General features: G+C 42.4%; 17 protein-coding genes. All 17 read left to right on the top strand.

Annotated elements, in window-relative coordinates; genetic code table 11:
- Positions 1-55: 55 nt before the first annotated feature.
- Positions 56-292, top strand: a complete 237-nt coding sequence (locus CBG49_RS03730; RefSeq protein ID WP_088595249.1) for an XRE family transcriptional regulator — start codon at positions 56-58, stop codon at positions 290-292.
- 66 nt (positions 293-358) lie between these two features.
- Complete coding sequence (gene lptC, locus CBG49_RS03735) at positions 359-907, top strand: LPS export ABC transporter periplasmic protein LptC (protein WP_418219531.1); 549 nt, start codon at positions 359-361, stop codon at positions 905-907.
- A gap of 2 nt (positions 908-909) precedes the next feature.
- The gene (locus tag CBG49_RS03740) at positions 910-1,095 is read left to right on the top strand and encodes a hypothetical protein (RefSeq protein WP_009412992.1); all 186 of its coding nucleotides are present in this window, start codon (positions 910-912) and stop codon (positions 1,093-1,095) included.
- A gap of 5 nt (positions 1,096-1,100) precedes the next feature.
- Positions 1,101-1,319, top strand: coding sequence for a uroporphyrinogen decarboxylase (locus CBG49_RS03745; protein ID WP_088595250.1), 219 nt, complete (start codon positions 1,101-1,103; stop codon positions 1,317-1,319).
- Positions 1,320-1,628: 309 nt separating this feature from the next.
- Positions 1,629-3,758, top strand: coding sequence for a S9 family peptidase (locus tag CBG49_RS03750; RefSeq protein ID WP_088593433.1), 2,130 nt, complete (start codon positions 1,629-1,631; stop codon positions 3,756-3,758).
- A gap of 10 nt (positions 3,759-3,768) precedes the next feature.
- Positions 3,769-4,335, top strand: a complete 567-nt coding sequence (pth, locus tag CBG49_RS03755; RefSeq protein ID WP_088593434.1) for an aminoacyl-tRNA hydrolase — start codon at positions 3,769-3,771, stop codon at positions 4,333-4,335.
- A gap of 16 nt (positions 4,336-4,351) precedes the next feature.
- On the top strand, positions 4,352-4,810 hold the full coding sequence (locus CBG49_RS03760) for a CopD family protein (protein ID WP_088593435.1): 459 nt from the start codon (positions 4,352-4,354) through the stop codon (positions 4,808-4,810).
- Between the two features lie 326 nt (positions 4,811-5,136).
- The gene (locus CBG49_RS03765) at positions 5,137-8,421 is read left to right on the top strand and encodes a SusC/RagA family TonB-linked outer membrane protein (protein WP_088593436.1); all 3,285 of its coding nucleotides are present in this window, start codon (positions 5,137-5,139) and stop codon (positions 8,419-8,421) included.
- A gap of 12 nt (positions 8,422-8,433) precedes the next feature.
- Complete coding sequence (locus CBG49_RS03770) at positions 8,434-10,170, top strand: RagB/SusD family nutrient uptake outer membrane protein (RefSeq protein ID WP_088593437.1); 1,737 nt, start codon at positions 8,434-8,436, stop codon at positions 10,168-10,170.
- Between the two features lie 24 nt (positions 10,171-10,194).
- Complete coding sequence (locus CBG49_RS03775; RefSeq protein ID WP_088593438.1) at positions 10,195-12,948, top strand: SusC/RagA family TonB-linked outer membrane protein; 2,754 nt, start codon at positions 10,195-10,197, stop codon at positions 12,946-12,948.
- A gap of 4 nt (positions 12,949-12,952) precedes the next feature.
- Positions 12,953-14,653, top strand: a complete 1,701-nt coding sequence (locus CBG49_RS03780; RefSeq protein WP_088593439.1) for a RagB/SusD family nutrient uptake outer membrane protein — start codon at positions 12,953-12,955, stop codon at positions 14,651-14,653.
- A 319-nt stretch (positions 14,654-14,972) separates the two neighbouring features.
- On the top strand, positions 14,973-16,529 hold the full coding sequence (locus CBG49_RS03790; protein ID WP_088595251.1) for a DUF1735 domain-containing protein: 1,557 nt from the start codon (positions 14,973-14,975) through the stop codon (positions 16,527-16,529).
- Positions 16,530-16,851: 322 nt separating this feature from the next.
- On the top strand, positions 16,852-17,838 hold the full coding sequence (locus CBG49_RS03795; protein ID WP_088593441.1) for an IS110 family RNA-guided transposase: 987 nt from the start codon (positions 16,852-16,854) through the stop codon (positions 17,836-17,838).
- 238 nt (positions 17,839-18,076) lie between these two features.
- Entirely contained in the window at positions 18,077-18,862 is a 786-nt protein-coding gene (locus CBG49_RS03800; protein ID WP_088593442.1) for a glycoside hydrolase family 16 protein, read from the top strand.
- The gene (gene galA / locus CBG49_RS03805) at positions 18,863-21,328 is read left to right on the top strand and encodes a beta-galactosidase GalA (protein ID WP_088593443.1); all 2,466 of its coding nucleotides are present in this window, start codon (positions 18,863-18,865) and stop codon (positions 21,326-21,328) included.
- A gap of 272 nt (positions 21,329-21,600) precedes the next feature.
- On the top strand, positions 21,601-23,004 hold the full coding sequence (locus CBG49_RS03810; protein WP_088593444.1) for a cellulase family glycosylhydrolase: 1,404 nt from the start codon (positions 21,601-21,603) through the stop codon (positions 23,002-23,004).
- A gap of 7 nt (positions 23,005-23,011) precedes the next feature.
- Complete coding sequence (gene bglX, locus CBG49_RS03815; RefSeq protein WP_088593445.1) at positions 23,012-25,324, top strand: beta-glucosidase BglX; 2,313 nt, start codon at positions 23,012-23,014, stop codon at positions 25,322-25,324.
- Positions 25,325-25,328 lie beyond the last annotated feature (4 nt).

Here is a 25,328-nt window from a genome sequence, read left to right on the forward strand (position 1 = left end):
AGAGATGATACACAAAATCGTCTCTACGGATTATGCTCAAAAAAACATCTCTATTATGTATACTATTAATCTACAAAACCTACAAACACCACAGTTTTTAACTGATAACAATGGTAAGTCTATCGCTTTGATTCCTGCTGAAGAGTACAAAGCCCTATTAGCTATAGCCGAAATGTACGAAGATTTGGAAGATATTCAAGCCTTCAAAGAAGCTGAAGGAGAAGAGACTGAACCTTTAGATGTTTTTTTAAAACGTGTAGAAAAAAATAGAAGAGGACATTGTGACTGTTGAAATTGTCAAGGTTAGTCATAGAAAAGAAGTCTATAAGAAAAGATGAAAATAAATATTCTTAAAAAGATGATGAGAAGTATTGCCGTACTATCAGGTATGGCAATGCTTTTTTCGTGTAACAACGATATGCGCAACCTGCAACAACTCAGCATCCAAAAAAAATTCCCTCAAGGTGAAGCCTATAACTTCAAACTCGTATATACCGATTCTACTAAAGTAGTTGCCGTTGTTACAAGCCCTCTCAACAAAGATTATACAAACCAACGGATGCCTTATTCCGAATTCCCCGACGGCGTGAAAGTGGAATTCTACGACCAAGCCCGACATAAAAATACCGTCGAAGCGCGCTATGGCATCATCTACCCTTCTTCAGATATCGTAGAACTGCGCAACAATGTAGTACTTACTACCTACGACGGCAAACGCCTAAAAACCGAACAACTCTTTTGGGATCAAAAAGAAGATTGGATTTTTACCGATAAAGAATTTAGTTTTACCGATGAAGCCAAAGGCACCGTCACCAATGGCATAGGTATGGATTTCGATAAGAAATTCTCTACCGTTAAAGCCCATAAAACTACCGGTATTTTGGCTATTGACGATAAAGATGAATAATTATGAACGCACGTATCTTTTTTGAATATGCCTATCTGGCTATCGCTTTCTATTGTGCCTACCAAGTGTATGCCTTATATAATACCCCCGACCGCACTCAGTGGTATATGTACATTGCCTTTACACTCGGCGCATTGGCTATGTTTTGGCTCAGACGCAACACCCGACTTAAAAACCGCAGACGATAATGACTATAATTAATATTACCGGCTATGCTGCTTCACTCTTCATAGTGCTCAGCTTCCTTATTAAGGATAACCTTTTGTACATACGCCTTACCAACTTAGTGGGGTGTGCTCTTTTTGTAATTTATGGATATTTCATTGATAGTATCCCCGTAATTCTGCCCAATGCCTTTTTAGTAGTCGTACAAATCGTGTATATTTGGAGAGAATTAAACAAGAAAAAATAGGCTTTGCTAAACTTTAGTTGTTAGCTATGATATACTAATTTAGCATTATAACAGATTATTGATTTACAGCATTGTATCACAATCTATTCACAAGATAATTCACCGTTAGGTGAAAATTCGTGAGATAATGTAAAGTAAAGAGTTTTATACAGTCCTTATTTCGTGTAAATTCGTGTGATTCGTGGGAGATTTAAAATATTTTGCTGATTATTTAATAATTAATTACATCAAACTCACGTTAATTTAAGGAAAACTCCGTGAAATCTAGCTGCACCAGCTGCCAATATTTATTAGACTATATTTTATTTTATGAAAAGAATAACACTTTTCCTTTTAGGAACTTTTTTCTCCCTTTCAGCTCTTGCTCAAAATCGCAAACTCTCAGTAGCCGAATCGGTGTTTTATGCCGTGCAAGACCCCTCTAATCCAATGGGATATCGCTACCTGTTTCCCGAAACTCTCGAGAACCTACGCTGGCTCAAAGATAGTGATGTATTCCTTTATGCCAAAGACGGAAAATACCTCATTTTTAACCCAAAAGGGGAGCAAGTAGGAAGTATGAACGCTGAGCAACTAAACGGCAATATCTTGCTGATTGACAAAAATGAAATCGTAACCAAATCCGAAAATACTTTCTACCGCTATAACGGTGAAGGCAAGCAAGTTTTGGCAACGATTGCTCTTCCTAAAGGTAGTGAAAATGCCGAATACAACCCTCAAGCGAAAGTAGTAGCTTATACACTCAATAACAATTTGTACTTCGCCGATGAAAAAAACGATAAAAAAGCTATTACCTCATTTACCGATGCCAATATAGTAGCTGGAAAAGCGATTCACCGCAATGAATTTGGTATCAACAAAGGAATTTTCTTCTCTCCTAAAGGCAACTATGTGGCTTTCTATCAAAAAGATGAAAGCAAAGTCGCCGATTATCCTTTAGTAGATATCACTACTACCCCCGCAACGCTCAAATCTATAAAATATCCAATGGCAGGACAGCCTAGTGAGCAGGCTGCCGTAGGGATTTACGACTTCCAAAACCAAAAAGTACTGTACTTAGATATCGATACCACCGATGAACACTTTCTCACAAACTTAGCTTGGAGTCCCGATGAACGTTATATTTTGTTAGCCGAAGTAAATCGCGCTCAAAATCACTTCGCTCTCAACCGCTACGATACGCACACAGGTAAAAAAGTAAATACCATTTTTGAAGAACGCAATGCCAAATGGGTTGAACCCGAAAAACCTGCCGTTTTCTTGCCTAACAAAGTCGATGAGTTCTTGTGGCTGAGCGAACGCAACGGATTTACCAATGTGTATCACTACAATACCAATGGCAAACTCATCAAGCAAATCACTAATTTCCAATGGGTAGTACAAGATATTTTAGGCTTTGATGCGCAAGGTAAATACGTGTTCATCACAGGTACAGGTGCCGACCCGCGCGAGCAACACGCCTTCAAAATAGAGCTCAAAAACCCTAAAAAAATAACTGCTCTCACTACCGAAGCAGGCTCTCATAATGTACAGCTAAGCCATAGCGGTAATTATCTGTTAGATAGCTATAGCAGCATTAGCATCCCCAAAAACATAGACCTCATCAATACCGATAAAGGCAGCAAGCAACGTTTGTTCACCGCTGAAAATCCATTGGAAGGTATAGCTGTAGGAACTACCGAGTTTGTTACTCTAAAAGCTGATGACGGTACGCCTCTTTATGGCAAGTTACACAAACCTACTACTTTAGATCCTAACAAAAAATACCCCGTACTCATTTATGTATATGGTGGCCCTCACGCTCAACAAGTGAGAAACGAATGGTTAGCCGATACTTATTTGTGGTTACATTCATTCGTAGAGAACGAACAGTATATCGTTTTCACATTAGACAATCGCGGTAGTAAAAACCGAGGATTTGCTTTCGAAAGTGTTATCCACCGCCAATTAGGGGAAACCGAAATAAAAGACCAACTCAAAGGGGTAGACTACCTCAAGAGTTTGCCTTATGTCGATGGAAATCGCATAGCTGTACACGGTTGGAGCTTTGGAGGATTTATGGCTTCGAGCCTGATCACACGCCACCCCGATGTGTTTACCACTGCTGTAGCTGGAGGGGCCGTAACCGATTGGAAATACTACGAGGTAATGTATGGCGAACGTTATATGGATACCCCAAAAGAAAACCCCGAAGGCTATGAAAACAGCAGAGTAGGCAAATACCTCGACCACCTCAATCGCCCATTGTTGTTCATTCACGGTAGTATAGATGATGTGGTAGTACCTCAACACCTGATGAGTATCACTCGTGACGCTATCAGGAAAAATAAATTTATAGATACTTTTATCTACCCAATGCACGGACACGGAGTGAGAGGCAGTGACCGCATTCACCTCACGCAACAAATTATAGATTACATCAAAACAAACAACTTGTAATTATCATTCTATGAAGAAATACTTAATAGCCTGCCTCGGCAATATAGGGGCTGAATATGCTAATACACGCCATAATATAGGATTCCTTGTAGCCGATACATTGGTGAAAGACCATAATGCTTCTTTCACTACTCAGAAACTCGGTGACCTCGCCGAAATTAAAGTGAAAGGGCGTACCTTTATATTGTTGAAACCCTCCACGTATATGAATCTCAGTGGCAAAGCGGTGCGCTACTGGATGGAAAAAGAGAACATTCCTTTGGAAAACCTTTTGGTCATTTGCGACGATTTGAATATCCCGTTTGGCACTATTCGCATCAAAGGCAAAGGAAGTGACGGAGGTCACAACGGACTTAAAGATATTCAGGCTCAACTGAACACCCAGCAATATGCGCGTTTGCGTTTTGGTATTAGCAGTAATTTTGAATCGGGCAAGCAAATAGACTATGTACTCGGCGAATGGACTCCCGAAGAGCAAAACCTCCTCCCCGAACGCTTAGAAAAATGTGCCGAAGCCGTAATTTCTTACGGCTTAGCAGGGCTTAATACCACAATGAACACCTTTAATAACAAGTAACCCCTGACCCCTAACTATGTACACACATCACCTCATTCTCATTCTGCACCTCATTGCTGCCACTATTTGGGTAGGCGGACACTTAGTATTGGCAATTGGCTATTTGCCCAAAGCTCTTAAACGCAAAGATTTCAGCTATATAGGCAATTTCGAGAAGACTTACGAGCCTATTGGTATGCCCTCACTTGCCGTATTAGTTATCACAGGTATTTTAATGGCTTACGACTACAACGCTGGTTTCAGTTCTTGGTTTTCATTCGCTACTCCTATTGAGCGCGTAGTATCACTGAAACTCATTTGTTTGCTAACCTCTATTTGTTTTGCTATTTCGGCACAAACGCGCGTTTTACCCAAACTGCGCAAAGGTCAGCTCAACAAATTACCCGAAATGGCAGTGCATATCATCTGTGTAACCCTCATTGGGGTACTAATGGTAATACTCGGTAGCTTAGTAAGAATAGGGGGATGGCAGTAAAGCACATCCCCTTTTTATTTTGTAATACTCATAATTTTCTTCTTATTCCCCTACCACACTTTCTCTCTTCTTTTTTAAACCTGTACTTGCTTATTTGTATTTAAATATGTAATATTGCCTCTGCTAATTATGTATAAAAATATTTTAAACAACTGAAAAACAAGCTATAACAACTACCTAAAATTTTCCTTTACTTTAAGATAATTTTATAACGTATAGATTTTGATAAATAAACGAAAAGAAATGATAACAACCTTTTAACTATAACACCCTACCTTTGCCCCAACGAAAATAAACATTTTCCATATAACTAAAATGCCAAAATTATGGATAGATTACATTCATACAAAACCAAACTACTGATGCTCGTATGGCTCTTGGGGCTTTGCGTGGGGATGCAGTCGCTATCCGCACAAACTGTCAGAGGAAAAGTAGTTGATGAAGACAATATGCCTCTAATGGGGGCTACTATCTTGGAAGTAGGTACTAAAAACGGCGTAAGCTCCGATTTTGATGGCAACTTCCAGCTGACCCTAAAAAACGGTGGTGCTACCTTAGATATATCCTATATAGGATATAAAAGCATTAAAGTACAAGTGCAAAACCGCAACAACATCACCGTAAAACTCTTGCCCGAAACCACCGAACTAAAAGAAGTGGTGGTGGTAGGGTATGGTACCCAAAAGAAGGAAACTGTAACAGGTGCTATTTCTTCTGTTAAAGGAAATAAACTCGTAGAAAATGCAGTTGCCAACGTCTCCAATGCGCTGGTAGGGCGTATGCCAGGTATTACTTCCACTCAGTCCAGTGGTGAGCCTGGTAGGAACGCTACCACTATTCGTATTCGAGGGGTGAGTACCTTCAATGCAAGTAGCCAAGAACCTTTGGTAGTAGTAGATGGTATCCAAAGCTCTATGAATGCCGTAAATGCGATGGACCCTTACGAAATTGAAAGTATTAACTTACTGAAAGACGCTTCGGCAACAGCTGTCTATGGTGTGAAAGGAGCTAACGGGGTGGTGGTAGTAACTACCAAAAGAGGTCGTTCTGGCGCCCCTAAGGTGAGTCTTACTTATAACTTTGGTATGAGTCAGTTGGCTACTCAGTTAGACCTGCTCAATTCTTATGATTATGCGCGCTTCCGCAACGAGGCTATTCGCAATGACAACGACCCAAGTAACTTCGATAAGCTGTTCAGTGAAAGCGGTTTTCACAACGAGTTGTGGAAGTTCAAGAACAATCGCGACTATACACCTCAAGAGGTAGAAGCGATGAACCTCACTCCTGAACAAAAACAAGCTCTGCTAAATAGCCCTGCTCTGTATTACACCAGTCATAACTATTTCAAAGAAGCTTTTGGCGGGGTATCTCCTCAAACGCAATTCAACTTAAACGTATCAGGGGGAAGTGAGAAAACGCGTTACTTTACTTCTTTGGGTTATTTCTATCAAGGAGGTACTTTCAAAGAAACTAATTACCACAACGCCGATGTAAACTCTAAATACCAGCGTTACAACTTCCGCTCTAACTTCGATTTTGAACTTACCGATCGTACTAATCTCACGCTCGACCTCGCTGCTGTATCTTCAAAGGTAGGAGGGATTTTAGGTAGTGAGCAAGACGGCGATGTAAACAGCGAAACAGCCCGCAAAAAGTCGATGTTAGTGCATATCTTGGCGAATACGCCTTTTGCAGGTCCTGGTATTGTAGATGGGCGTTTAATCGATGGATATGTAGATGGCGTAAATCCTTTAGTAGGCAAAGGAGGTACAGGTTATTCGGTATTGTCCAGCTTGCTTTGGCGACCTTACCTTACTACCTATCAAACCGACTTAAATCTAAACTTAAAACTGAAACACAAACTCGATTATATCACTCAGGGTCTTTCTATTTCAGGTACTTTTTCTTACAACGATTTGTATAGAAAAGGTGTGAAAAGAGAGCGCTCTATCCCTTCGTATAGCGTAACTCGCAACCCTAAAAACCCTGCTGAACTACTCTTCTTTGGCGGCAGACTCAAACACACTACCCTTACCGACCGCTTTAAATCAAGCAAGTGGCGTCGCCTCTATTTTGAAGTAGCTACCAACTACGACCGCTCTTTCGGAAAACACAATATCACTGCCTTACTTTTGGCTAACGGACAAAAAACGTATGACCCTGGTTTTGAGTTCAACGTACCTGCTGGTATTATGGGGCTCGCCGGTAGGGTTACTTACGATTACGACCGCCGTTATCTTATTGAAGGCAATATGGGGTATAATGGTACCGAAAACTTCGCTCCTGGCAAACGCTTCGGGTTCTTCCCTGCCTTCTCATTGGGTTGGGTAGTTACTAACGAAAAGTTCTTCCCTAAAAACAATATTCTCACCTATCTAAAACTGAGAGGTTCTTATGGCGAAGTAGGGAATGACCAAGTAGGTGGTCGCCGTTTTTTATACTTGCCAAGTACTTGGGGCTACGGCTATGAAGGCTACCGCAACGATGGTTATGGTGCAGGAGGTTACTATTTCGGCAGTAGTGATGGTACTACCAAAGACCCTTTCTATACTGGTGCTTGGGAAACGCGTGTTGGGAACCCCAATGTTACTTGGGAACGCGCCAAAAAAAGCAATGCAGGTATCGACCTGAATATGTTTAAAAATAGGCTTACTATCAATGCCGATGTATTCCAAGAAAAACGCGACAACATCTTGTGGAACAGAGGGACAGTGCCTGGTATTGTAGGTTCTGACCTTCCTGCGAGCAATATAGGTAAGGTAACCAATAAAGGTTACGAAATACAAGTACACTGGGGCGACAAGATAGGCGATTTCACTTATGGTATCGGGGGGAATGTATCCTATGCTAAAAACAAAATTGACTACCGCGATGAGCCTAACAACCCTTACCCTTGGATGAATGAAACGGGTTATTCTATCGGTCAGTACAGAGGTTATCTCACCAATGGTTTCTACAACACTTGGCAAGAAGTAATGCAACGCCCATATTCTCGTTTTGATGGCAATAAAGTGCAACCTGGTGATCTCCGTTATGTAGATGTGAATGGCGATGGCGTTATCGACGAGAAAGACCGCGTGCCTATTGGTTATGCAAACTTCCCTCGCTATACTTTTGGGGCAAACCTCAATGTAGGTTACAAAGGATTTGAAATATCAGTGCTCTTCACTGGTACGGCTCAAGGTTCTATGCCTTTGGATTTCTATACACGCAACCCTTTCTATATGGGTACAGGGGCTGCTTTCCAACATCAGTACGACGGGCGTTGGACTCCTGAGAAAGCCCAAAATGGCATTACCCCTACCTTCCCGCGTGCTTCTATGCGCACCGGTGATAACATCAACGGATTGTTTAGCGACTTCTGGTTGCTCTCTACCGACCATATCAAGCTGAAAAACGTAGAAGTAAGTTATCTCTTGCAAAAGAAAATGTGGTTGGATAAAGCAGGTATCTCATCGGTGAAGGTATCGGTGAGCGGTAACAACCTCTATACGTGGTCTAAAATGCACGATGGTTACGACCCCGAACAACAAGATTCTAACGGCGCTGCCTCTGGATATCTCTACCCTATGACCCGCACTTATAGCGTAGGGCTCAACGTTCAATTCTAAAAAATACAACCAATGAAAAAGCTCATTTATACCACCTTAATCCTCGTCTTTTTCTCACAAATATTAGAAGACCACTTCCTCGAAAAGAGTTTAGGAAGCGATGTGAATGTCGATTCTATCTTTTCGAGCAAACAGAAATCTCTCTCGGCTATTGCCCAAGCCTACGCGATGAGCCTGCAATCAGGTATTACCTTGCGTTACGACAATGGGCGCATTAGCGGGCTGAAAGCGGGAACGCTCTCTCACCTATCGGGAGAAGTGAACGATGTGAAATTCAGTTGGGAAGACACCTATAAAATTCAACGTTCTGGAATGGTAGCCAGCGACTCCGATGGCAAAGCGCTTAGCTCCGATGGTTTTGTGTTCAACTACCAATCTATCCGTCAGTGCTATTTGGTGATTGAGAATATCGATAAAGTCCCCGATCTTACTGAGGTACAAAAGAAAAGTATCAAAGCCGAAATGTATACCCTCATCGCCTACCGATATGAGGAGATGTTCAAACGTTACGGCGGAGTGCCTATTATAGAGGGTACTCTTTCAGTAGATTCCGAGCTGAATATCCCTCGCGCTACCTTGCGCGCTACCTTAAACCACATTATTGCCCTTTGCAACAAAGCTATTCCTGACCTACCCGATAGCTACAACGCTTCGGAAAAAGGACGTGTAACCAAAGGTATCCCTATGTGTATCAAAGCCGAAGCGCTGATGTACGCCGCGCGTCCGCTGTTCAACAGCAATACGCCTTATATGAGTTTGGGAGGCAATAACAACCTGATTTGTTTTGGCACACACGATGCTTCGTTGTGGCAACAAGCCATAGAGGCTAATGAGCAAGTGATACGCTGGGCAACTGCCAATGGTTATCAAATCATCAATACGGGCAACCCCTTAGCCGATTACGGTACAGCAGTAGCAACCCCTAATAACCGAGAAGTACTCCTCGCCTTTAAATCACAAAGTTTTATAGAGGCTTACAACCCTCACAGCCAACCAGGAGGAGCAAATTCTATGAGTTACTTGCAACTTACCCAATACTACAAAACTGATGGCACCGACCAAACGTGGACGGGTGAAAACTTGGAAAGCTACGCTACTTATGTGAACAAGTGCAATGAGTTAGAAGCGCGCTTTAAAGCCTCAGCAGCGATTGCAGGACAACAAGCGTGGAACAACCCGAGTTCGCATTATTGGTCAAGTGAGAGTTTGGCAAATGCTTCTACTTGGGAAAAGAGAGCGGGCAGTGAAGGCGCAGGACGCCGTGTGAAATTCTTCTATATGGCTGATACCCGCGATTGGTTTGAATTCCCTTTGTACCGTTTGGCTGAATTCTATTTGAATCTCGCCGAAGCCTATAACGAAGCAGGCAATCCTGCTCAGGCTTTGCAAAACCTAAACGTTATCCGCTCGCGTGCAGGGCTGCCCAACGTTACTGAAACAGGACAAGAGGCTTTGCGCAAAATTGTACAAAGAGAGTGGGCGGTAGAGTTCTACGAAGAAAATCACCGTTACTTTGATGTAAAACACTGGAAACTCACCGATATCGCCAATGGTATCATTGGAGGGGAAAAGAAAGGAGTAGTTTTTGAGTACGCCCCAGGAAAATCGGAAGGGTGGAATGCTTGGGATTACGCTTCTTACGCCGTGAAACCTGTCTACACAGGGTATTGGGACAACAGTCAGTATTTAGAGCCTTTCCCTCAATCGGAAGTGAACAAAGGCTATTTGATACAGAACCCAGGGTACTAATAACCAATTAATAAAACAACTGAAATGAAATATAAACATAACATATTATTTTGTAGCCTTGTGGGCTGTATGCTTTGGGCGGGTGCTGTGCAGGCACAAAGCCCTCTGAACGTACCCGAAGAGCTCTCAACACTTTCTACCTCATCAGTAAAAGGAGAACAGCTCTTAAAAATGCCCACAACCAACTTTACCAACAGTTTGTTTGGGTTGCTACCTGGACTCACTGTATTGCAAGGCGGAGGAATGGACAATGCCAGCCTAAATATCCGTGGGTTGGGTTCTTACAACTACCCTTCGGTTACCTATTTTATCGATGGTTATCAAAGTGATTTTATACTGCTATCACCTTCCGAAATCGAGTCGATTACGGTTTTGAAAGATGCTGCTGCCTTAGCGCCGTTTGGTATGAAAGGCGCACACGGCATCGTGTGGATTACCACCAAACGCGGTGCAGAAGGCAAGCCCGTGGTAGGGGTAGATTTTCAAACGGGCGTGCAAATGCCTACAGTACTGAGCAAACCGCTATCGGCTACCGAGTATGCCCAACTATACAACGAGGCTTACAGTAACGATGCAGGTGCTTGGACGAGCTTTTACAATATTCCTAACGATGTGAAATACAACACCGATTGGTACGACAAAGTGCTCAAAAAGTCGGCTTTGTTTGATAGACAAGATGTGAGCATACGCGGAGGCTCGGCTACTACTAAGTATTTTGTGCTATTAGGGCACGCAGGCAACAGTGGTTTGTACGCCTCTAAGAACGACGATTCGCACTCTAGCGGAAGATTCGACCAATATCTCGTAAAGGCAAATTTAGACTTCAGTATGCTCAAAATATTTGAAGGAAATGTAAATATCAACGGGCGTATAGAAGACCGTAAATCGCCTAATTACAACGAGTATAAGCTCTGGCAAAACTTGGCGAGCTACCCTAATATCATTTATCCAGCGCAAAACCCTAATGGGTCGTTCCCTGGTACGGCTATCCACCCCGATAACCCTTACGCTTCTATCCGAGCCTTAGGTATCAAAACCCTACACGACCGCACTTTAGGGGCTAATTTCAACCTAAAAGAGAAATTAGACTTCATCACCCCTGGTTTGTACATACAACAAGGCGTATCGCTCAGTTCGTGGACACGAGGCACACGCATTGTAAGTAGAGATTACACTCGTATGTTCAATGGGGTAGCACAAACCACCCATCGCGATAGCAACTACAAAGTAGACGACGACTGGGGTACCAACCAATGGAACCGTTTGCAGTTTCTGTTGGGTGCAGGTTATGCCCGTGAATTTGGACAAAACACTTTCCAAACAGCCGTAAACTACCTTCAATACGTTTATAATATAGACGACAATCTCAACGGAAAAGCGGGTTTGAACAACAACTACGCCTATCAGAACATCGGCGGACGTGTGTTCTACGATTGGAACAAACGCGTATCGGCAGAATTTGGTTTTGCCTTCGGTGGCTCGGATAACTACAAAAAAGGCAATCGCTTTGGTTTTTATCACGCCCTTTCAGCAGCTTATCAGGTTTTCAATGAACAATACCCTTCGGCGAATGCCAATATCAATCGGTTGAAATTGCGTGCTTCGATAGGTACTACGGGTAACGATGTGTACAACGAAGGTCGCTACTTATACGAACGCTATTACGGTTCTTACGGAGGAGGCGGTTTTGCCACAGGAAACGACGACCCATCCTGGCATAGTGCTATCGGACTAAAATACGTACCTAATGAGCGTATATTTGCCGAAAAAGCCTATAAGTACAACATAGGCGCGGAAGCTAAATTCTTCAACAAATGGGACGTGATGATAGAGGCTTTCCTCAACAAACACGAAGGTATTATCACCCCTGATTACAGCATTTCAAGTGTTTTTGGGGCTACCCCTCCCTATAAAAATATAGGAAAGGTTACTAACCGAGGTTTTGAAGTGAGTACGCTCTACAGCAACGCAGCAGGAAAACTCACTTATAGTATAGGCGCTAATGCTTCGTATGCTAAAAACAAAATAGACTATATGGCTGAGTACGATGCTACTAGCGAGAGTTCAGCTCAAACAGGCAGACCTATCGGCACGCGCTTTGGCTATGAAGCTGCTGACTTTTACGACATAAACGATTTTGACAGCAATGGCAACCTGTTACCTTCACTCCCTAAACCTTCGTTTGGAAATGTTGCCCCTGGTGATGTGAAATACCGCGACCTAAATGGCGACAACCGTATAGACCCTGCCGATAAAACCGAAATAGGCAAAAGTTACCTCCCTACACTCACGTATGCTGGTACGCTCAACCTTGGTTATGAAGGATTTGACCTTGGAGTGCTCGTGCAAGGAGTACAAGGCAGAGAGGTAAATTTATTAGACGATGCACGCCAAAAAACAGTTGCTTTCGAGAACAACGGCAATGTGTATGCGATCGCCAAAAACCGCTGGGCTTACTATCCTGCACAAGGTATCGATACCCGTAGCAGTGCCCAATACCCACGTTTGTCGTTATTGAGTAACAACAATAACACCCAGCCTTCCACCTTGTGGATAAAGAAAGCTAATTACCTAAGAGTACGCTACATAGAGTTAGGTTACAGCGTTCCTAAACGAATGCTCGACGAGATAGGCGTTAGCAAATTGCGCATTTACGTAAATGCCGCCAATCCGTTTACTTTCTCATCACTGCTTACCGATTATGACTTAGACCCCGAAGTGCTTTCGGGTTACCCTGCCCTCAAATCGGTTACTATGGGTGTGTCTTTAAAGTTTTAAACAAATGAACTACCGAAAATATATCGCTATGTTAAAGAGTAATAAACCGAGCAGAACAATCTTTGCAGTGAGCTGCATTGCGCTGATGAGTACACTCATCGGGTGTAATGTGTTAGACACCAAAGAAGATATTTACGATACCGACGAGCAGATAAAAACCAATTACCAAGTGTTGTACGACTTTGGTTATGCTGCCTATACACGTTTGCAAAACCGCTTTGATGCTATCGATGGCAATCTGTTTGCGGCAGTGAGCGACGAGGCTGAATATACGCTTTCGCCTTCAAACACTCAAGTTTTTAACGAAGGAAGCTGGAATAGCACCAACAACCCCGATAATACGTATGCTTACAACTACGAAGGCATACAAGCGGCTACTTATTTCTTGGAAAAATTCCCTAACTATGCTTCTTTCTTAAAGCAGAACCGCAACCTTATCACTCAAAACGACATCAACAACTACAATCGCGATGTGAAGAGCATAAGGGCTTTACGCTTTGAAAACCGTGTGTTGCGAGCTTATTTCTATTTCGAACTACTGAAACGCTACGGAGGGGTACCTCTTGTAAAAACAACGCTTTCCGCCGATAGTAACACGCTTTTGCCTCGCAACACAGTGGACGAGGTAGTGAACTATATCGTAAGTGAAATCGATGCTTCCAAAGATAGCTTGATTACCAATTGGGGAAGAGATTTTGATATAGGCTTAGACGGGCGTATTACCAAAGGCGCTGCCTTAGCTCTCAAATCCAGAGTGTTGCTCTATGCGGCAAGTCCGTTGTACAACCCCACTAACGATGTAAACAAGTGGAAAGCAGCTGCCGAGGCTGCCAATGAGCTTCTCAGCTTAAATCTCTACAGCCTTGATAATAGTTACCGCGATTTGTTCCTCGGCGACAGAAGTGCGAAAAGCTCTGAAACCATTTTTGCTATTCGCCAAAGCGCCACTAATGATTTAGAAAGGAAAAACTACCCTATTGGCAGTGCAGGAGGTAATAGTGGCATCACGCCTTCACATAATTTGGTAAGTGCTTATGAGTACAAAGGTGCCCCCGACCCTAATGATATATACGCCAATCGCGACCCTCGACTCGGCTATACGATAGTAACCAACAACAGTCAGTGGAACGGACGCACAATGGAAATATACGCAGGTGGTGCCGACAACTACAACGCCAAAAACGCTTCACGCACAGGCTACTACCTCAAAAAGTTTCTGAACGACAACCTCGATTTAGTGCAAGACGAGAAAAAACTCCGCTCTTGGGTAGTCTTCCGCTTGGCTGAAATTTACCTCAACTATGCCGAGGCGATGAACGAAGCCTACGGCCCCGATGCTAACAACGGTTATGCACTTACTGCCAAAGAGGCTATCAATTTGGTGAGAGGCAGAACGGGGGTGGAAATGCCTGCGATTACTACAGCATCAAAAGAGGAGTTCAGAGAAAAAGTAAAACACGAACGCCGTATAGAACTCGCCTTTGAAGAACACCGTTATTGGGATTTGCGCCGTTGGAAAGACGCTACTACCGTGCTCAATGAGCCACTTACGGGAGTACAAGCTACCAAAAACGGCAATCATTTTAGCTATCAAGTAAAAGAAGTAGAAAAGCGCACTTTTGCCGAAAAGATGTATTGCTACCCTATCCCTCATAGCGAAATCAATAAATCTAACGGAATTGTAAAACAAAACCCAGGTTGGTAGTGACGAATGACGAATGACAAATGACAAATTACGAAATACGTCAATTTGAAAAAAATAACTGAATAACAAACCTCATCGCTTTTGCGGATTCCTCTGCATTCGCATTTAAAAACAATAGCCTATATATCTTGAGAATAAACTCCGCAATAGAAGAAAATATTAGATGTTTTTTCACCAAAAAAGTAGCTTTTGCGGATTGCCCCTTCCCTTCGGGAGGGGGAACGGGGGTAGGCATTTAAATACGAACATTGTGTGCGGATTCCCTCCCCCTCCCCTTGGGGAAGGGGGAGAAGGAGGGGGTGAGGATAAACCCTTATATATGAAAACAAAAAACATTACATTATTGCTACTCCTATTCGTAGCCTTCATCGCTTGTAAAAAAGACGATGTGTTTGAAGACCCCGGCATTACTACCCTTTATATGCCGCAAGCCTCGTTGAACAACGGAGGTAATGAATACAATGTGCCTTTCGGCGGAAACTCCGAGAACTACACTTTCGACGAGACTACTAAGAAATTGAAAATAGTGCTCGGCGTGAAAAATTCAGGTCTCTCTACCGATGGCTTTGCTGTAAAAGTAAAAGTTGATGCACAAGCTACTAATGCTTATGTAGAAAAGTACAAAAACGACGAGAAAAAACCGGCTGTTGTACTACCCGAAGGTTCTTACACTCTGCCTGAAAGCGCTACCATCCCTTCTGGTAAGAATGAAGAGTCTTTCTACTTAGAAGTGGATGTGCAAAAGCTCCTTACCGACCACCCCGATTACTACAAGAATCGCATCGCTTTGGCAGTTACTATCTATGGAAACGAGAAAATTCTCGCCTCTAAAGCAACTACCATAGTAGTGATTGATGGGGCAAAATTCTTGCCTACTCCTCCTGAACCTCCTAAACCTACCTTGGAAACTATGCTCAAAAAAGATGCTTGGAAGGTGCTAAAACAAGGTATCGACGGCAAAATTACAGCCGATGCTAAGATTAATATCGTTGAGGGTAATATACATTACTCTTCTGGTAAAGTGGGCGGTAAGTTCAATCACGTGATTTACCAACCGGTAAAAGTGGAAAAAGGACAAACTTACACTTACGATATGCACGTGGAAATCAAAGGGCAAGCGTGGGGTTGGATACAAGTGTACGTAAGTGAACACGAACCTGAAGAAGGCAAAGACTTTGGCGATGGCAAGGTATTAGAGCTCCAAAACAACATCACTTCGCCTATGAGTGGTTCATTTGCGGAGCTTTCATCTATCCAAGACCAAAAGACCTATACCGCTGGTAAAACTGGTACGCTCTATTTTGTAATAAAGATAGGTAGCTGGGATAATAATTTCGAGGATTTAGCCCTCTCTGATATCGTATTCAAGAAAGATAACAGTCCTAAACCTCCTAAACCTGCTGTAGAAACCCGCATCAAGAAAGACGCTTGGAAAATACTGTTGCAAGGCATCAATGGAGGTCTTTCAGAAAAAGCCGATATCACCATTACCGATGGTAATATTCATTACACTTCGGGCACCGAAGGCAAGAAGTTCAACCACGTGATCTATCAGCCTATTGAAGTAAGCGGAGGAGAAACTTATACTTACGATATGACACTCACCGCCAAAGGCAAAGCGTGGGGCTGGATACAAGTGTATATAAGTCAGTGGGAACCAGAAGAAGGCAAAGACTTCAACGACGGTAAGGTGTTTGACCTATCGGGAGAAATCAAAACGCCTAAAAGCGGACTGATGTCGGAATTAGCTTCAGGTGAAAAGACTTATACCGCTACTAAAAGTGGTAAGTTATTCTTTGTGATAAAGATAGGTAGCTGGGATAACAATTACGAAGACTTAACTTTTTCAGATATCTTTATCAAAAAAGCACCTTAATAATCTTATATTCTTGGATTATTTGGATTATTTCGATTATGTTATGTAGGGGCGTTTTGCAAACGCCCCCACACAAATCCCCATGCATCATAAACTTTGTCGTACGTTTGCATCTTGAAAAATAAATTGTAATTTTACATTTAAATAAGCACGGAGAAAGACCGAGACTTTGTTAGTGAAAAACTGCCTTTGACGTTCAGTCCCCGTGCTTTCACATCTGTAAAACTGGATAGTTCGTTAGGTTTTAAGCCTGTGTTTACGACGATAGATTATCAGATGTTATTTAAACAAAGTTATTTTTAATCTTTTTAATTTATTCATTATGAGTTATGTAGGTATTGATATTAGCAAGGATAGCTTTGTAGTAGCTTTCTCTTCTGCTTCTAAAAGTAAAACTATCACTTATCAAAACGACGACAAAGGTATTGAAAAATTTATAAATACCCTTGATAAAGAGCAACATCATTGTGTGATGGAAGCTACTGGTAACTATGGTGTTAATCTACTTTATCACCTTTGTGAACAAGAAATAAAGGTTAGTTTAATTAACCCTAAGCAAAGTAATTTCCTTTCAAAAATGAAACTATCTACTGCTAAAACTGACAATAAAGATGCTCGTTTGTTAGTAGAATATGGAGAAAAAATGAATCCTAAAGTTTATAAAATGCCTTCAGATAAGATTATTCTCCTTAAACAGAAACAAACAGTACTTACTCACTTAATAAAACAGCGTACAGCAAGTAAAAACCAGCTAAAATCTTTAGAGTTACTCAATAAAAAAGATAATTTAGCTATTGATATGCTCAAAAACAACATAGATAACTTAGATAAACTCATCAATAATCTAGAAAAAGATATTGTTTCTATCACTGAGGAAGAGTTTGAAAAACAAGTTCAACTACTTACTTCCATTAAAGGAATAGGCAAAAAAGTTGCTACTACTTTAGTGATTATTACTAATGGTTTTTCTTTCTTTGAAAATCCTAAGCAATTATCTCGTTATATAGGTATTTGTCCTACCTACCAACAGTCGGGTAAATCGTTGAATTACAACGGACATATTAATAGAAATGGACATAGCACCTTACGTGGTCAGTTGTTTATAGCATCGTGGTCAGCAGCTAAGTATAATTCCTCTTGTAAGGCTCTTTTTGAAAGGCTTAGAGAGGAAGGAAAACCTTGGAAATTAGCACAGATAGCGGTCTGTAACAAGCTTATTAGGCAAGCTTTTGCAGTTATTAAGTCAGGAGTTGCTTACATAGACGGACACATTCCTACTTTATCTGCACCAATGCAAACAGCTATATGAGTCACTACTTTCGCCGTAGGCGAACTAAAAGAAATTCCTTTTTAGAAAAAAAAGTTACTAAAAAATTTGCATATTAACATAGTTCGTCAAAGTCCCAAAACTTTGACAAAGTCTATAAACCTGATAATCAATTACTTTTAGAGTATGTTATGTAGGAAAGCCAGCGATAGCTGGGTATGTGCTGCAAACGCCCCATACAAACAACCTTTTAAAAAAAATCAAATTAATACTAAACAATATGAACACACTGAAATTATTTAGTTTTCTCTCAATATTATGTGGTATTACCGCCTGCAACAAGTCAGGCGGTGATACACCTATTGAGGAGAACCCTATGCCTGAAACCCCTGCTGAATGGGTGTTAGACTTCCAAGACAACTTTGATGGCAATGCCTTAAACACCGATAATTGGGCAGTGTACGACAATGAATACCTCGAAAAAGAAGGTAAACTCAAACCCGAGAATACGCGCCGTACTTATGCTATTGAAGTAAAAGATGGTTTTCTAAACTGCCTTATCGACAAAGACCCTAAACGCAATGGCTGGTTTATGACAGGCGGTATCGCCCATAAAAAGAACTACAAATACGGCAAATTTGAGTTCAGAATCTGTATGGACGAAGACCCTCATAAGTCTTCCAGCGGTTTAGGACTTACTTGGCCTGAAAGTGAAAAATGGCCTCAAGATGGCGAAAATGATATCTACGAAACCGCTCACGAAAATAACACTTGGAATACAAATATCCACTATGCAGTATCTGGTAAAGACCAACAGTATCAACAAACCTTCCGCAATTACAACAAAAGCGATTGGCACATCGTAGCAATGGAATGGGCGCCTGAGTATATCAAGATTTACATCGATAGTAAATTAGTATGGACTCTCTCCGACCCTGTGGCAATAGCCAAAGCACCTCACCACTTGTGCTTCCAAACCGAAAAAGACATTAACAAACCTTTTACCAAAGCCCTCAAACTCCAAGTAGACTGGGCTAAGGTATATAAATATGTGCCTAAAAAATAAATGACTCATCTAAACAAATTATTTTTCATTTTTATCTGTATGTTCCTATGGCTTGCCCTCCCCATCTACGGGCAAGCCACAAGGGAACATATATTGTTGGATAACCATTGGAAATTCTGTTTAGGGCACGCTACCGACCCCTCCAAAGATTTGTACTACCGCGTGTATAACGACTTCTCCAAAACGCTCTCCAAAGGCATTAACTTTTCAAGTATCGACTACGACGATAGCTCTTGGCAAACCGTAGACCTCCCTCACGATTGGGCAGTAACTCTCCCTTTCAGTGAAAAAGGTGATTGGTCTCACGGCTATAAAGCCTTAGGCAATGCCTTCCCCGAGCATAGTATCGGTTGGTATAGAAAAACCTTTGACCTCAGCAAAGCCGAAGCTGGCAAACGCATCGAACTGCAATTCGACGGTATTTTTAGAGATAGTCGGTGTTGGGTAAATGGTATTTATGTAGGGCAACACCTCAGCGGCTATACGGGCGTAAAGTACGATATTACCGATTTGGTGCATTTTGGCAAGCCTAATGTGATTACCGTAAGGGTAGACGCTACCCAAAACGAGGGTTGGTTTTACGAAGGGGCAGGTATCTATCGGCACGTGTGGCTGAACTCTTACAGCCCTGTTCACTCTTCCCCCGAAGAGGTTTTTATTTATACCAAAAGCATTGGCAAACAAGCCGAAATGTACGCCGAAGCCACTGTTTATAACCGAGAGACAAGTCCGCAAACTTTTCAGGTGGAATGGACTATTCTTAACCGTGAAAAGAAAGTAATAGCTACTCACAAATCTGCAAATACTACTTTTGCCCCTAACGAAAAAGTAACTGTAAAGAGTAACCTTAACATTCCTAATGCACAACTCTGGGATACCGAACATCCTTATCTGTACACTCTAATAACAAAAATCACTGCTAACGGAAAAACTACCGACCTCATTCACACTCGTTTTGGAGTGCGTACTTTCAGTTATAAACCCGACGGCTTTTACCTCAATAACAAAAAAATGAAAATAAAAGGCGTGTGTGTGCATCAAGACCACGCCGGTGTAGGTACAGCTCTATTAGATGAGTTGCAGTACTATCGTGTTGGGCTACTCAAAGCAATGGGCGCCAATGCCTACCGCACTGCCCATCACCCTCATAGCCCTGCCGTGCTACAAGCCTGCGACAGTTTGGGTTTATTAGTGATGGACGAAACCCGACTCTTAAACAGCGGACGAGAATACCGTCAACAATTTGAAGACCTTATCAAGCGCGACCGCAATCACGCTAGCGTTTTTATATGGTGTATCGGGAATGAAGAAGAAAAAATACAAAGCACCGAAACTGGTGAGCGCATCGCTCGTACGTTGGTGAGTTTACAACAGTATTTAGACCCGTCGCGCGTGAGCACTTATGGCGCCAACGTAGGTAATGAAAGTGAAGGTGTGAGTGCTGCCATACCCGTACGAGGTTTCAATTACAACCTCTATGGGCTTACCGATTATGAGAAAGCACACCCCAATCAACCTATCATCGGTACCGAAGTAGCCAGCACTGTGGGTACTCGAGGGGTATATTTGCCAGAAACTGTGCTTGACAAAGCAGGCGGTTACAGTGGTCATTTTGTAGCCGATACCCTCCGCGCCTATCTGCTCGACCAAGACAAGAGTTACCCCAGTTGGGCATCACAAGCACAGCAATGGTACAGCACGACTGCTAACGACCCTCGTTTTATGGGAGGTTTCGTATGGACGGGCTTCGACTATCGCGGAGAGCCTACCCCCTTTGCGTGGCCTAATATCAGTTCGCATTTTGGGGTAATGGACGTGTGTGGTTTCCCTAAGAACGTGTATTACTACTACAAAGCCCATTGGAGTGAATCGCCTGTATTGCACATAGCTCCTCATTGGAATCTGAACCTGCCCCAAAACACTGTGGTAAAAGTGTGGGTATATAGCAATACTGAAGAAGTAGAACTTTTCTTAAACGAAAAATCGCTTGGTAAACAAAAAACACCTACTTTTGGACACTTATATTGGGAAGTACCCTACGAAAAAGGTACGCTGAAAGCCGTAGGCACTAAGAATGGAAAGCGAGTTACTACCGAAGTTACTACTACCGAAAATCCTTTTGCGATTGTGCTTTCTCCTCATAAAACACAACTGAAAGCCGGTAAGCAAGATGCCGTAATAGTGAATGTGAGTGTAGTAGATAAAAAAGGACGTGAAGTACCCAATGCCGATGCCCTTATACAGTTTCAGCTTACAGGAGATGCTCGCATTATAGGAGTAGGAAACGGCGACCCCAGTTCGCACGAAAAAGACACTTTTGCCAAAGAAGAACGTGTAGAGCGCAAACTTTTCAATGGCAAATGCCAAGTGATTATCCGCTCAGGTGAAAAAGGTGGCAAACTGCAATTGCACGCTACTGCCAAAGGTCTAAAAGAAGCACAAATAATAGTGAAAAGTGAAAAGTGAAAAGTCTCAACCCAGCAATAATGAGCATCACTACGCTTTGTCAAAGTCAAAAACTTTGACAAAGCCTCACCCCAGCAATATCCTTATAATCAATCACTTTTAGGGTATGTTGTGTAGGAAAGCCAGCGATAGCTGGGTATGTGCTGCAAACGCCCGAAACAAACGCCCTCCGAAACAAACGCCCAAAAATAAATTCTTGGAAGCTATTATTTTATATATCACAATTCGTGTAATTCGTAGGAGATTTAAATAAATTCTTGATTTATAAAAAAATGTTTAATATAAAACTATCTAAAATACTGCTTTGTGTGCTTTGCTTGTGTGGAGCGCTAAGCTTTTCGCAAGCAAATATAACGGTAAGCAAAACTCACCCGCGCTATTTTGAAAAAAACGGCACGGCGTGGATTCCTATTAGCACCAACTATTTGCCTATCCAAAACATTGAAGAAGCTGAAAAGTACTTTAAACACTTTGCCGAAAACGGCGGAAATGCAATGCGCATTTGGATAAGCACTGAGTTCTTAGAAATAGAAGACCAAAGGGAAGGAAAATACAATCCCGAGAAGTTAGCGCGTATAGAACAGTTGCTACAACTCGCCGAAAAATATCATATTTATATCAAATTCACCCTGCATCACTTGCGTACTATCTCTAATAACATCTCACCTGAGGCTTCTTGGTGTAACAGCCGTTCGCTAGCTACCAAGTTCAAGAATGTAAGCGATTACGTAAGTAGCAAAAAAGGCAAAAGGTCCTACTTAAAACGCCTCAAAGCTCTTGCTCAAAAGTGCCAAAACCACCCGTATGTATATGGCTGGGAGCTGTGGAACGAAATGGATTCAGCAGTACCCGAAGCAGAGTGGCTACCTTTTACCGAAGAGATGCTCGGTAAGGTGAAAAAGTTATGTCCTGAGCAATTGGTTACCCAAACCTTAGGCAGTATGCACGCCCCTTATATGGACGACTACTACAAAAAGCTGGCAGTAATACCTGACAACGAGTTTTTGAGCATTCACCGTTATTTAGACGAGGGCGACAAGTGGCATCAATACCCCATAGTGAAAGGAGCTGTGAGTGCTTTAGCAACCGATGCCGTAGCTATGGGATTGACGTTTACCAAAAACGACCCCAAGCCTGTTATCATCAATGAGATAGGAGCTGTAAACCCCAACCACTCAGGGCCTTCGTCGCTTTATCCGAAAGACACAGAGGGCATCCTATTACACGATTTTATCTTTGCACCTTTCTTTGGAGGTAGTGCAGGTTCGGGCAATACTTGGCATTGGGATCATTATATCGAGCCTAACCAACTGTGGTATCACTTTGGGCGTTTCAAAAACGCTATTGAAGGAATTGACCCCGTGAAAGAAGCGATGCAACCTTTTTCTTTTAGCTCAATGAATGTGAATTGTTATGGCTTACAAGGGAAAACCAAAACAATTCTGTGGTGCAGAGACCTTGCTAATAATTGGAAAACAGAACTCCGCGACGGAATCCCTGCCGAAATAAAACGCAATTTCGAAATACCTCTCAGCCACATCAACAACAAATATACGCATTACAGTATTTACGATCCTTGGACTGACAAATGGAAACGACATATACCTATTGAAAATAACAAGGCTTTAATTCCGGCCTTCAAACATTCAATAGTAGTAATCTTAGAAAACCTATAGTTTATCTATGAGATATAGCAAACACATCTTTAAAACGCTTATTTCGTTACTTATGATAGGTTGCGCAACACCCGCTATCCTAAAATCTGATAATGAAAAACTCACCCAAAAGAGTTTCAGTGGCGATAAACATATAGAACAGCGCGTAGATTCGGTACTGCGTTTGATGACTCTTGAAGAAAAAATCGGACAAATGACGCAATTCTCAGCTGATTGGTCGGTTACAGGCCCTGTAATGGCTGATAAGTACCAACCTTACCTCGAAAAAGGCTTGGTAGGAAGTATTTTTAACGCTACTTCGGTTGCAGGTATACGAAATTTGCAAAAAATAGCGGTAGAACAAACGCGTTTGGGTATTCCTATCCTCTTTGGTCAAGATGTGATACACGGCTATAAAACTATCTTTCCCATTCCGTTAGCTGAGTCTTGCTCGTGGGATTTGACATTGATGCGCAAAACAGCTGAACTCGCTGCCCGTGAAGCTAGTGCCGATGGTATCAACTGGACGTTTGCCCCTATGGTAGATATTACCCGCGATGCTCGTTGGGGACGCGCAATGGAAGGCGCAGGCGAAGACCCTTATTTAGGAAGCCTCATCGCCGAAGCGCGCGTAAAAGGATTTCAAGGAGGTGACAATTGGCAAATGTTGAGTAGCCCTCACACGCTTTTAGCTTGTGGTAAACACTTTGCCGGCTATGGAGCTGCCGAATCAGGCAAGGACTATAATACAGCTGAACTCTCTATGCACACCTTGCGCAATGTATATTTACCTCCTTATGAAGCGACCCTAAACGCAGGGGTGAGCAGTATAATGGCTTCTTTGAACGAGATAAACGGAGTGCCTGCCACCGCCGACAAGTGGTTGCTTACTGAGGTACTTCGCAAAGAATGGGGCTTTAACGGCTTGTTAGTGAGTGATTACACAGGCATTAACGAGTTGGTGCGACACGGGGTAGCCAAAGATGATAAACAAGCGGCAAACCTCTCAGCCAATGCAGGAATAGAAATGGATATGAACGGGGCAACCTTTATTAAATACCTTAGTGCCTTAGTGAAAGAAGGCAAAGTAGCCGAAGCTCAAATTGATAAAGCAGTAAGGCATATATTGGAAATAAAGTTCCTTTTAGGTCTTTTTGATGACCCCTACCGATACTTAGATGAAGAACGTGCCAAAGCAAATACCTTTACTGAGGAATATCTGAAAGTAGCACGACAAGCTGTTGCTTCCTCAGTAGTACTCTTGAAAAATGAAGCTGAAGTGTTACCCATCAAAAAAGATAGCGGTAAAACTATTGCTGTAATAGGGCCTATGATGAACAACACAAGTGATATCAACGGCAGTTGGACGTGCTTAGGCGACGGCAAACAAAGCGTGAGTTTACTCACAGGGCTTACCGAGAAATACAAGGGTACAAATGTAAAACTTCTCTATGCCGAAGGTTGTGGTTTTACAACTATTTCAACAGAACAACTCAAAGAAGCGGTTGCTATAGCTCGCAAAGCCGATAGGGTATTAGTAGCCGTAGGTGAACAGAGCAGCTGGTCAGGAGAATCGGCGGTGCGCACCGACATTCGTTTGCCTCAAGCGCAACGCCAATTGCTCGAAGCACTAAAAGCCATAAACAAGCCCATAGCTATCATTACTTTTAGCGGACGACCGCTCGACCTTTCTTGGGAAAACGAGAATGTACAAGCTATTTTGCAAGCGTGGTTTCCTGGTACGCAAGGAGGTAACGGCATTGCTGATGTGATAGCAGGCGATGTAAATCCTTCGGGGCACTTAACGATGTCTTTCCCGCGCAGTGTAGGGCAAATTCCTATTTACTATAACTACAAAAGCACAGGGCGACCTGTATATACAAATAATGAAGAAATAGACCACCGCCCTCATTATAACGCAGGATATTTGGATAGTTCCATTACGCCTCTTTATCCTTTTGGTTACGGACTCAGCTATACTACCTTTGCTATTAGTAATGTGCATCTGAATAAAAAAAGTATGAAACGTTATAACGATAGCATTATAGTAAATGCCTCTGTGCAGAATACAGGAACAACCGAGGGCGAAATAGTGGTACAACTCTATACCCGACAGTTAGTAGCAAGTGTTAGTCGCCCCGTAAAGGAATTGAAAGGCTTTCAGAAAATCTCTCTCAAAGCAGGTGAAAGCAAACAAGTCCGTTTTGAACTGCCTTCCGAAGCTCTTGCCTTTTACGGCATCAATGGGAAAAAGGACACTGAGCCCAGCGAGTGCCTGCTGTGGGTGGGCTTACATTCTGCCGATAATAGTAACGAACAACATTTTTCAATAGAAGAATAACAAA

The sequence above is a fragment of the Capnocytophaga endodontalis genome (assembly GCF_002209445.1).
Taxonomy (GTDB): domain Bacteria; phylum Bacteroidota; class Bacteroidia; order Flavobacteriales; family Flavobacteriaceae; genus Capnocytophaga; species Capnocytophaga periodontitidis.

Coding starts and splice junctions, on each gene's coding strand:
- lptC (WP_418219531.1), top strand. CDS start 359: ATGATGAGAAGTATTGCCGTACTATCAGGTATGGCAATGCTTTTTTCG.
- galA (WP_088593443.1), top strand. CDS start 18,863: ATGACTCATCTAAACAAATTATTTTTCATTTTTATCTGTATGTTCCTA.
- CBG49_RS03760 (WP_088593435.1), top strand. CDS start 4,352: ATGTACACACATCACCTCATTCTCATTCTGCACCTCATTGCTGCCACT.
- CBG49_RS03810 (WP_088593444.1), top strand. CDS start 21,601: ATGTTTAATATAAAACTATCTAAAATACTGCTTTGTGTGCTTTGCTTG.
- CBG49_RS03795 (WP_088593441.1), top strand. CDS start 16,852: ATGAGTTATGTAGGTATTGATATTAGCAAGGATAGCTTTGTAGTAGCT.
- CBG49_RS03790 (WP_088595251.1), top strand. CDS start 14,973: ATGAAAACAAAAAACATTACATTATTGCTACTCCTATTCGTAGCCTTC.
- CBG49_RS03740 (WP_009412992.1), top strand. CDS start 910: ATGAACGCACGTATCTTTTTTGAATATGCCTATCTGGCTATCGCTTTC.
- CBG49_RS03730 (WP_088595249.1), top strand. CDS start 56: ATGTATACTATTAATCTACAAAACCTACAAACACCACAGTTTTTAACT.
- bglX (WP_088593445.1), top strand. CDS start 23,012: ATGAGATATAGCAAACACATCTTTAAAACGCTTATTTCGTTACTTATG.
- CBG49_RS03765 (WP_088593436.1), top strand. CDS start 5,137: ATGGATAGATTACATTCATACAAAACCAAACTACTGATGCTCGTATGG.
- CBG49_RS03780 (WP_088593439.1), top strand. CDS start 12,953: ATGAACTACCGAAAATATATCGCTATGTTAAAGAGTAATAAACCGAGC.
- pth (WP_088593434.1), top strand. CDS start 3,769: ATGAAGAAATACTTAATAGCCTGCCTCGGCAATATAGGGGCTGAATAT.
- CBG49_RS03800 (WP_088593442.1), top strand. CDS start 18,077: ATGAACACACTGAAATTATTTAGTTTTCTCTCAATATTATGTGGTATT.
- CBG49_RS03770 (WP_088593437.1), top strand. CDS start 8,434: ATGAAAAAGCTCATTTATACCACCTTAATCCTCGTCTTTTTCTCACAA.
- CBG49_RS03750 (WP_088593433.1), top strand. CDS start 1,629: ATGAAAAGAATAACACTTTTCCTTTTAGGAACTTTTTTCTCCCTTTCA.
- CBG49_RS03775 (WP_088593438.1), top strand. CDS start 10,195: ATGAAATATAAACATAACATATTATTTTGTAGCCTTGTGGGCTGTATG.